Genomic DNA, 9,316 nt, shown 5'->3' with positions numbered 1-9,316 from the left:
GTCATCGGCCCAATGCATGTTCTGGGCTCCGACCTTGACCGACGTATCCTTCAGCATCGCCTTGACCTCTCGCGCCGCCGTGAAGGGCGGGATGACGAAGCGCTGGATGCGCGGATCGCCTTGCGGGTCGGCAAGCAGGCCACCGGCGAAGGCGCGCGCCTCGACGAGCGTCTTGTTCATCTTCCAACTCGTGCCGATCCAGACGTGCTTGGACTGTGTCATGCGGTGGTCATTCCGTTTCGCTCACGAGCGCCCTGGCGGTCGACTCGTCGGTGATGAGCCCCTTCAGCCGCGCGCTTTTGAGCACCGCGCGGACCGCCTCGACCTTTGTCGGACCGCCGGCGATCGCGATGATGCGGCTATCCGCCGACCCGTCCAGATCGACGGCGAGCGTGCGCGCGGTGAGCGTCGTTTCCAGCACCCGGCCGCGCGCATCGAAAAAGTGGCCGAGCATTTCGCCGACGCCACCGACGGCGGTGATCTCGGCAATCTCGCGCGGCTCGATCATGCCGGTCGCCACGAGCTGGGCGCCCGCATCCGCCGTGCCGATGCCGACGAATTTCAGCGTCGCCCGGTTCGACATCTCGAAGATTTCCCGCACGCCGCGCTGCGCCAGCAGCACTTCGCGGTCTTCCGCGGAATTGGCAAAAAAGGGCACCGGCATGACGTAGGCCTGCGCGCCGGTCTTTTCGGCCAGTCGATGCATGACGTCGTGCGGATTGGCGGCGTAATTGCGCGTCAGGCCGCCGAGCAGCGAGACGAAGCGGACGCCGGCTGCCTCGAAGCGCGGCAGCTGATGCACCGCGGCGGCCAACGTGCGGCCATGGCCGATACCGATGACCCTGTCCTCGCCGCGCTCCATCTCGCGACGCAGGAAACCGGCGCCCGCAAGCCCCAGCGCCCGCAACGGAAGGTCATCCTCGCCCAGATCCGGCGCGACCTCGCAGAAGTCCAACCCGAAGCGATCGCAGAGCTGGTTCTCCAGCAATGCGCATTCGACGACCTCGCCGTCGATCGAGACCTTGACCGCGCCGTCGGCGACAGCCCGGGCGATCAGCCGATGCGCCTTGACCGACGGCAACCCCAGTCGCTTCGCCACCTCGGCCTGGGTAAGCCCGCCGGCGTAGTGCAACCAGGCGGCACGGATCGCGAGCGACCCTTCGGGATCCAGTTGACCTGGGCGTTTCGGCATCTGCAGTCCTTGATCGTGCGTTTGGGCCATTCTCAGCCGACTCAGACATTCAGGCTTTGCACGCCCGTGTCGATATGGGGAGCCCAGAAGGCTATGCTTTCGGCAATCTGCGGGATGACCTGCCGATCGTCCGGCTCGCGCTCCTTGAAACTCAGCTCCAGGCAGATCTCGTTGTCGGCGGCGCCACCTTCGGCGAAAGCCTTCATCAGCGGTTCGGGATGAATGCGGCCCCTGGCGTTGAACGCCGCGGTGAAGGGTCGGTGCCCCCCCTTGTCCATGAGGCTTTGCTTGATGTGGATGATCGGCGACAGCTTCGGCGCCGCGCGAGCCCAGGCATAGGGATCGTAGTCATCCGGATTGGCGCTGGTCACGTCGCCATGGTCGATGTCGACCATCATCCACATCGGCACGGCCATGTCGGCTTTGGTCAGCCTGTCCTGCAGCTTCAGGCAGTCGGCGATCGTGTGGCCGAACTCGCGCCCGATGCTCATCGGCTCCCAGAAAACGTAACGCAACCCGGCTGCCTTGGCGTGCTCGGCCACCTCCGCCCAGCAGTCGACCGCGATCCGGATCAGCGCCTCGCGCCGGGCCGGGTCGTCATAGTCCTTGAAGGTGAAGATGGCGAACTGGGTGCCGATGGAGACGCCGCCGAGATCGGCGGTGATGTCGGCGAAGGTCTTGAACCAGTCGACATAGTAGCGGCGCACATCGCTGTCTGGATGGCCGAAATGGTTGAGCCGGCCATAGGGGCCGGTCATGCCGCTCGTGACGCGCACGCCGGTGCGCCGCAAGGCCGCGACCATCTTCCGGGTCAGGCGCCGGATCACCGGCGCCGGCCAGCTCGGATTGATGAACTCGTGCGTCAGCTGCAGGTCGCGCAGCCTGAGGTCGCGCGCGACGGTCTCGATGAGGTCGTCCGGATCGGCGAAGCGGTTGACCAGCGGGTTGGTGTTCAGGGAAAGCGTCAGCGCCATCACGCAGCCTCGGCAAGGCGCTCGGCCTCGAACCACATGGCGAAGGCGTGCCGTTCGGCTTCGGTGAGATGCAAATGGTGCTTGGTGCGCCGAAGCAGGATGTCGTCGGGCGTGCGCGCCCATTCCCTGGCGACGAGATAGCGCACCTCCGCCTCGTAGAGCAGGCCGCCGTGATGACGGCCAAGGCCGTCGAGGCCGGCCGCGTCCTTGACGAGGTCCCGCGTGCGCGCGCCGTAGAGCCGGCCATAGTGATGGACGAGATCGCGCGGCATCCACGGATAGGCCTCGCGCAAGCCATTGGCGAAGGTCTCGTAGTCGGCATTGGGGATTTCGCCGCCGGGCAGCGGCGCGGTCTCGGTCCAGTCCCCGCCCATCTTCGGGAAAATAGGCTTCAGCCGGTGCATGCCGCGCTCGGCCAGTTCGCGGAACGTGGTGATCTTGCCGCCGAAGACGTTGAGCAGCGGCGCGCCGCCGCTCTCGTCGAGGTCGAAGACATAGTCGCGCGTCACCGCGGACGGGTTGCCCTTGCCGTCGTCGAACAGCGGCCGCACGCCGGAGAAGGAGTAGAGCACGTCCTGGCGCCGCAGCTTCTCCTTGAAGTAGCGGTTCACCGCCGCAAGCAGGTAGTCGATCTCGGCCTCGTCAGCCCTGACGTCCTCGGCGCGGCCGTCATAGGCAATGTCGGTGGTTCCGATCAGCGCCCTGTCCCCCTCATAGGGGTTGATGAAGATGACGCGCTTGTCGTGGTTCTGTACCAGATAGGCATTGGCGCCCTGCCAGAATTTCGGCACGATGATGTGGCTGCCTTTGACCAGGCGCACATTGCGCGACGAGTTCGATCCCGCGACACGGCCAATGACGTCCGAAACCCAGGGGCCGGCGGCATTGACGAGGCAGCGGGCGCGGAAGAGCCGCGTTTCGCCGGTCATCGCGTTTTTCGTCGTTACCGTCCAGGCGCCGTTCTCGCGGCGGGCGGAGACGGCAGGCGAGCGGGTGAGCACCTCGGCCCCGCGCTCGGCGGCGCCGACAGCGTTGAGCACCACCAGCCGCGCATCATCCACCCAGCAGTCGGAATATTCGAAGCCGCGCGTATATTGGTCGAGCAGCGGCGTTCCTTCGGGATCGCGCTCGAGGTCGAGCGTGCGCGTGCCGGGCAGCCGCTTTCGGCCGCCCAGATGGTCGTAGAGGAACAGGCCGAGCCGCACCAGCCAGGCCGGCCGATCCTGCGGGCTATGCGGCAGCACGAAGCGCATTGGCCAGATGATATGGGGCGCGGCCTTGAGCAGGACCTCGCGCTCGATCAATGCTTCGCGCACCAGCCGGAACTCGCAATATTCGAGATAGCGCAGGCCGCCATGCACCAGCTTGCCGGAGCGCGAGGACGTGCCCTCGGCAAGGTCGTCCTTTTCGCACAGCACGACCGACAGGCCGCGACCTGCCGCGTCCCGGGCGATGCCGGCGCCGTTGATGCCGCCGCCGATGACGAAGAGGTCGACCATTTTCGGCTCGGGCCCCATCCTATGCTCCTTCCAGCGTTTCGGCGGAGGCGACAGCCGTGTTGCGGCGCTGGGCGGCCAGCATGTCCCAGGCTGGCCCCAGGGCACGGCGCGCCGCGCCGAATGCCGGGAACAGCCCGTCATAGACGCCGATCAGCGCCGGTTCGGGCGCCTCGACCGGCCCGAGCAGCGGCGTGACCCAGTCGGCGATGCAGGCATCCATGTCGCCGTAGGCGCCGATGGCGACCGCCGCCATCATCGCGCAGCCGGCAGCACCCGCCTCCTCGCGCGAGGAAACGCGCACCGGCGCATGAACCGCCGCCGACAGGATGCCGCGCAATCCCTGCGAGCGGGCCGCGCCGCCCGACAGCCGCAACTCCGACGGCAGGTCGCCCATCGCCGCGTAGCAGTCGCGCATGGCGAGCCCTAGCCCCTCGATGACGGCACGCACGAGGCTCGGGTAGCGGTGGTTTACCGACAGGCCGACGAAACCGGCGCGGGCGTTGGCGTTGACGAACGGCCCGCGCTCGCCGGCCTCCGAGATATAGGGATGATAGACGATCTGGCCGGGCGGACTGTCGCCGAGCCAACGATCGATGCGGGCGACCATATCGCGGTGACCGTCCTCGTGCCCGAATTCCTTCAGCACATCCGCGGCGAGACCGAGAACCCAGTCGATGTTGAGCGTGGTTGCCATGTTGGTCTGGACCTGCGTCACCAGATCCGGAACCGGCAAAGTGATGACGTAGCCCGAGCCCTCCTTGTTGAGGTGCACGGAGCCCGTCGGCATGGCCCGCATGTGCACGCCGGTCGAGCCGACGATCGAGCAGGCGACATCCCCCTCGCCGCCGCAGACCCCCGCGCCAAGCGCCGTCATGACCATGTCGACATAGCCGAGGCTGATGGGCGTGCCGGCTTTCAGACCCGTCTCGGCCGCCGCCGCGGCGGTAAGCGGATGGGTTACCATCGTGCCGTCGACGATCTCGGGCAAGAGCTTGCGCCGGCCGGAAAGGCCGAGCGCCTCGATGACCGTGTCGTCGTAGCGGCGGGTGCGGAAATTGCCGAAGGTGAAGCTTGATTCCGACGGATCGGTGGCGCGCATGCCGGTCAGGTTCAGATAGAGCCAGTCCTTGCAGTGCAGCGCCACTTCGGCCTGGTCGAGAAGCTCGGGCGCGTGGCGGTCCATATGGGCCATCTGACTGCCCTGCTGGCAGGTGTTGAGCCCGGTTCCCGTCGCCTCGAAACGGGCGCGGCCAAGCGGGCCGGCGGCCAGGCGCTCGACGGTCGGCGCCGCGCGGGCATCGAGCCACAGCCATGCGTCGGCGACAGGCTCATCTTGCCGGCCCACGAGCCAGGTGCCGTCGCCCTGTGCGGTCACCGCGAGCGCCGCGGTGCGCGCCGCCAGGTTTTCAACCTTGTCGTCGAGCCCTCGGAGCGCAGCCACGCAGTCGCGCCAGGTCTGGGCGAGCGACTGCGTCGCCGAACCGTCGGCGCCGGACGCGTATCGGTTCGGAACCGAAGCGGAAGCGACCTGGCGGCCATTCAGCTCAAAGGCGACCGCCTTGATGATCGACGTGCCGGAATCGATACCTATGATGACGTCAGCGGCGGCCACGGATCTCTCCGCATCCGATGCGACCATGCCTGAATCGGCAACAGGGCAATGTCCGTCTCCTCCTGATTTTCCCGCCTGAAGTTCCACCGCGAAGAGGCGGCGGCGAAAATACGCCGTTGCACGCTCCTCCGTAACGGCGCCTTACACAGTCCACTCTACTTATCATGGAAATAACACAATGCATGATTTTTTTTGCAGACATCGAAAATTTTTTCAGGTACGCTGTTATCAGTCAGGAGGAACCCAAACGTCTGCTCTCCGTCGTCTTCGGCAGACGGACGAGAGAGCGGGCAAACAGGCAGCCGGATGGTTCAGGCTCGTTTTCAGCTTGCGCCGCAGCACCGTGTGGCGAGCATAATCTCTGCTGAAATCAAACTCTTAATGCCAATAGATTCGCTCCTGCAGCATTGCCGTGCCGTATCTGCGAGATCGATATCTCAACGATCCGGGATAGCGGCTGGCTGCTCCGGGAGATGCCGTCCTGTAAATCGCTTGGCCGAGAGAGCCCCTTCCAACGAACCAAAATCCGGACCAAAACGGAATTCTGATCTAACATGCTTGACGCAGAAGATAACATTAACATAACATAACTGACAGGTCGGGCGTGGATGCGGCGGGAGGAGAACGCTGCATCGTCGGCCAAGGGTGGGAGAAATCGATGCAAGCAAGCGACCCGACTATGCCGTGTCCCCGTCCGGCTGCAGACATGCGTCCTGCATTCGCAGCCCCTGCCCGCCTCGTTCCATCGCCGGCGAGGCTCTGAACCATGAACGCCATGTCGAGCCCGACGCCGAAGGCACCGGCTGCGCCGCGCCGCAATCTGATTGTCGCCGTTGGCCTCGGCGTCGTGGTCCTTGCCGCGATCGCGCTCGACACGAAGGTGGTCCAGATCGGATCGTCCGCCGACGTCAGCCAGGAGGCGTTTTCGCCCGACCGTTTCGGCGAAAAGGAGTTCCCGCGCATCAAGGCCTTCGTCGTCGAGCACGCCGTCAACGCCGCAACCTTCGGGCCGGCGGTGATGGCCGACAAGAACGCCGCCGCCAAACAGTACGGAACCGCCTCGTCGACCGGCGCGATCATCCCTGTCAGGTTGACGGCGGTCGCGGGCGAAGCGAAATCCGGCGTTTACGAGCTCAAGGCCGACGGTGTGCCGGCCGACATCCATGTTCGGGTGCAGGCCGGCCCGGCCATCAACGGCACCGATCTGCGCGATGCGACAGGCGACATCGTCTTCGGCAAGTTCAAGAACCAGATCGAATTCCAGGACGCCGGCTCGGGCATCAACCGCGCCATGAAGAAGGCGACCCTCGACGCTATCGACACCGCCAGCCTGTCCGGCAAGACGCTGGAGATCTTCGGCGTCTTCCGCCTCATCAACCCGAAGAACTGGCTGATCACCCCGGTCAAGGTCACCGTCAAATGAGCAGCGCTGCGAGCTCCCGGCAGGCCGGCGAAGTGGTTCTGGCGGCGCGCAACATCGCCAAGTCCTACAACGGCGTGAGGGCGCTGAAGGGCGTCAATTTCGACATTCACCGCGGCCAGGTGACGACGCTGTTCGGCGAGAACGGCGCCGGCAAGTCGACCCTGATGAAAATCCTCTCCGGGGTGGTGCAGCCGACATCCGGCGAGATCGTTCTCGACGGTCAGCCCATCGTGTTTTCCTCCTCCACCGACGCGCGCAACCACGGCATCTCGATCATTCATCAGGAGCTCAGCCTCGCGCCCAATCTGTCGGTTCGCGACAACATCTTCATGGGGCGCGAGATCACCGGCCCGACCGGCGTCAACTACGCCGAGGAGGAACGCCAGGTCCGTAGACTGCTGCAGGAGCTTGAGGAGGACATCGATCCGCTCACCCCTGTCGAGGAACTGCGGCTGGGACAACAGCAGATCGTCGAGATCGCACGGGCGCTTTCGGTCGACAGCCGGATCCTCATCATGGACGAGCCGACCTCGGCGCTTTCCGCCACCGAAGTCGAGGTCCTTTTCAGCGTGATCCGCGACCTTACAGCCAAAGGCGTGTCGATCGTCTACATCTCGCACCATCTGGAGGAGGCCCTGCAGATCACCGATCATGCCGTGGTGTTGCGGGACGGCAATATGACCGCCTATGCGCCGCGCGCCGATATCGACCTTGAATGGATCGTGCGCAACATGGTCGGCGAGAACTATGATCTGGGCAGTCCGCCGACCGGCCATGATTTCGGCCCGGTCATGCTCTCGGTCCGCGACCTGACTGTTCCGGACCCGGCCGGCGGCGGCTACAACGTCGTCGACCGCATGTCGCTCGACGTCAGGGCCGGCGAGATCGTCTGCATCTACGGCCTGATGGGGGCCGGCAGGACCGAGCTGCTCGAGACCGTCGCCGGCAAACTCAGCGCGACGTCCGGCGAGATCGTGCTCGAACGCAAGGAGATTTCCCACCTTGCCATCGGCGAGCGCATCGCCCGCGGCCTTGCGCTCGTGCCCGAGGATCGCCAGCGCTACGGTCTCGTCCAGACGATGTCGGTCGGGCAGAATCTTTCGCTCGCTTCGATCATGGAATTCACGCGCGGGATCTTCACGTCCATCAGGCTCGAGCGGGCCTTGATCCAGAAGTCGATCCGGGATGTGACCGTGAAGACCGACGGACCGGACGTGCCGATCGGGTCGCTGTCCGGCGGCAACCAGCAGAAGGTGGTCATCGGCAAGATGCTCGCCACCGATCCGAAGGTCATCCTGCTCGATGAACCCAGCCGCGGCATCGACATCGGCGCCAAGGCAGAGGTGTTCCGGATTCTGGCTCACCACGCGGCGGCCGGGCAGGCCGTCGTCTTCACCACATCGGAAGTCAACGAGTGCCTGTCGATCGCCCACCGCATCATCATCATGCGGCGCGGGCGGATCTCGGCCGAGTTCACTTCGGACATCACCAAGGAAAAGATCATGGCCGCCTCGGGCGAGGCCGTGGCGGCCTGAGCGGAGCACGGAAAAGAACTATGACGCAACCGAGCGCCAACGGCATCTCTGCCCCGGCCACAGCCATGAGGGGGACAACCAGTCCCATCAAGCTCTTGCTGAAGGGCCGCGCCTTCTTTGCGCTGATCGCCATCATCATCGTCTTCTCGTTCCTGTCGCCGAACTACCTCACCGTCTCCAATCTGCTGATCATGTCCTCGCATGTCGCCATCTACGGCATACTCGCGATCGGCATGCTGGTGGTGATCCTGAGCGGCGGCATCGACCTCTCGGTCGGCTCGATCCTGGCGCTGTGCGGCGTCGTCGCCGGCGCGCTCATGCAGGGCGTGGAGTTGAAACCGCTCGGCGTCATCCTGTTTCCTCCGGTATGGGCCGTGGTCGTGCTGACCTGCGCGCTCGGCGCCTTGCTGGGGGCGCTCAACGGCATCCTTATCGCCTGGTTCAAAGTGCCCGCCTTCGTCACCACGCTTGGCGTCATGTACATGGCGCGCGGCATCGCGCTGCTGCAGACCAACGGCCTCACCTACAATAATCTCGCCGGCCGGCCGGACCTCGGCAACACCGGCTTCGACTGGCTGGGCTTCAACCGGCTCTTCGGGGTGCCGATCAGCGTGCTGGTCCTGGCGGCCCTCGCCGGGCTGACGGGGCTGATGCTCAGCCGCTCCTCCTTCGGCCGCTGGCTCTATGCCGCGGGCGGCAACGAGAACGCGGCCGACCTGTCAGGCGTGCCGGTCAAGCGGGTCAAGATCACGGTCTATACTCTCTCCGGTATTCTATCCGCCATCGCCGGCCTGGTGCTCTCTTCGCAGTTGACATCGGCCGGTCCGACCGCCGGCACGACCTACGAGCTGACCGCAATCGCGGCGGTCGTCATCGGCGGCGCCGCGCTGACCGGCGGGCGCGGTACCGTGCGCGGCACCATGCTCGGCGCGTTCGTCATCGGCTTTCTTTCGGACGGCCTCGTCATCATCGGCGTGTCCTCCTACTGGCAGACCGTCTTCACCGGCGCCGTCATCGTGCTCGCCGTGCTCATGAACACCATCCAATACGGGGCCCGCGGCGTCCGACAGTGACGCCGCGC

General features: G+C 65.5%; 8 protein-coding genes. 3 read left to right on the top strand and 5 right to left on the bottom strand.

Features of this window, described 5'->3' with window-relative positions:
- From A9K66_RS19870 to A9K66_RS19850, 5 genes are all read right to left on the bottom strand, one after another.
- Positions 1-222: triose-phosphate isomerase (locus tag A9K66_RS19870; RefSeq protein WP_197507494.1), on the bottom strand; the 222-nt coding region annotated here is incomplete at its 3' end.
- A gap of 7 nt (positions 223-229) precedes the next feature.
- Positions 230-1,192, bottom strand: coding sequence for a sugar-binding transcriptional regulator (locus tag A9K66_RS19865; protein ID WP_067326986.1), 963 nt, complete (start codon positions 1,190-1,192; stop codon positions 230-232).
- Positions 1,193-1,233: 41 nt separating this feature from the next.
- A complete protein-coding gene (locus A9K66_RS19860) occupies positions 1,234-2,166 on the bottom strand; it encodes a TIM barrel protein (protein ID WP_067326983.1) in 933 nt (310 codons plus the stop codon).
- A complete protein-coding gene (locus tag A9K66_RS19855; RefSeq protein ID WP_067326980.1) occupies positions 2,166-3,683 on the bottom strand; it encodes a glycerol-3-phosphate dehydrogenase in 1,518 nt (505 codons plus the stop codon). Before A9K66_RS19855 ends, A9K66_RS19860 begins: the two co-directional genes overlap by 1 nt.
- A gap of 1 nt (position 3,684) precedes the next feature.
- The gene (locus A9K66_RS19850) at positions 3,685-5,277 is read right to left on the bottom strand and encodes an FGGY-family carbohydrate kinase (protein WP_245307595.1); all 1,593 of its coding nucleotides are present in this window, start codon (positions 5,275-5,277) and stop codon (positions 3,685-3,687) included.
- 766 nt (positions 5,278-6,043) lie between these two features.
- Between A9K66_RS19850 and A9K66_RS19845 the strand changes: the two genes are divergently transcribed.
- Genes A9K66_RS19845 through A9K66_RS19835 form a run of 3 tightly spaced genes read left to right on the top strand, consistent with a single transcriptional unit; the run spans position 6,044 to position 9,308 of the window.
- Positions 6,044-6,700 carry a DUF2291 domain-containing protein gene (locus A9K66_RS19845; protein WP_067326975.1) on the top strand — a complete coding sequence of 219 codons (657 nt, stop codon included), beginning with the start codon at positions 6,044-6,046 and terminating at the stop codon, positions 6,698-6,700.
- A complete protein-coding gene (locus A9K66_RS19840) occupies positions 6,697-8,235 on the top strand; it encodes a sugar ABC transporter ATP-binding protein (RefSeq protein WP_067326972.1) in 1,539 nt (512 codons plus the stop codon). Before A9K66_RS19845 ends, A9K66_RS19840 begins: the two co-directional genes overlap by 4 nt.
- A 20-nt stretch (positions 8,236-8,255) precedes the next feature.
- The gene (locus tag A9K66_RS19835) at positions 8,256-9,308 is read left to right on the top strand and encodes an ABC transporter permease (protein ID WP_067326969.1); all 1,053 of its coding nucleotides are present in this window, start codon (positions 8,256-8,258) and stop codon (positions 9,306-9,308) included.
- Positions 9,309-9,316: the final 8 nt, after the last annotated feature.

Source organism: Mesorhizobium sp. AA23, from assembly GCF_001672435.1.
Taxonomy (GTDB): domain Bacteria; phylum Pseudomonadota; class Alphaproteobacteria; order Rhizobiales; family Rhizobiaceae; genus Mesorhizobium.
Note: the sequence above shows the minus strand (reverse complement) of the source record. Positions and strands in the feature narration are given on the sequence as shown.